Here is a 399-nt window from a genome sequence, read left to right as displayed (position 1 = left end):
CGCTCGTCCCGATGCCTGACGGGATGCCTCCGGCGCTACTCGTGGAGCGGTTCGATATCAGAACGGGCCTCGAGGACAAACACCTGCTCGCGCTTGAGGACTTCTGCTCGGTACTTGGCGTGCCCACCGAAGCAAAATACGACGGCACGATGGAGCGCATCGCGCGGGCACTAAGGCCGCTATCGACCTCTCCCGAAGAAGACGTCCTGCTTGTCCTGAAGCGATCCTTATTCGCCTGGCTGATCGCCGATGGCGACATGCCCCTGAAGAACATGGCACTGCTGGAAATCGCAGAGCCCGGCAGCACGCAATTCAGCTCAGTTCGCATGGCTCCGCTCTACGACGCGGTCACGACTCGCGTGTTTCCACGCCTCGAAAAAGACCGGATGGCCCTCAAGC

The 399-nt window shown here is 61.2% G+C and carries 1 protein-coding gene; it reads left to right on the top strand.

The annotated features are described in order from the left end of the window. On the top strand, window positions 1-399 hold a 399-nt coding region (locus tag EN780_RS38250), incomplete at both ends, for a HipA domain-containing protein (RefSeq protein ID WP_133373044.1).

Source organism: Mesorhizobium sp. M4B.F.Ca.ET.089.01.1.1, from assembly GCF_004022605.1.
Taxonomy (GTDB): domain Bacteria; phylum Pseudomonadota; class Alphaproteobacteria; order Rhizobiales; family Rhizobiaceae; genus Mesorhizobium; species Mesorhizobium abyssinicae.
Note: the sequence above shows the minus strand (reverse complement) of the source record. Positions and strands in the feature narration are given on the sequence as shown.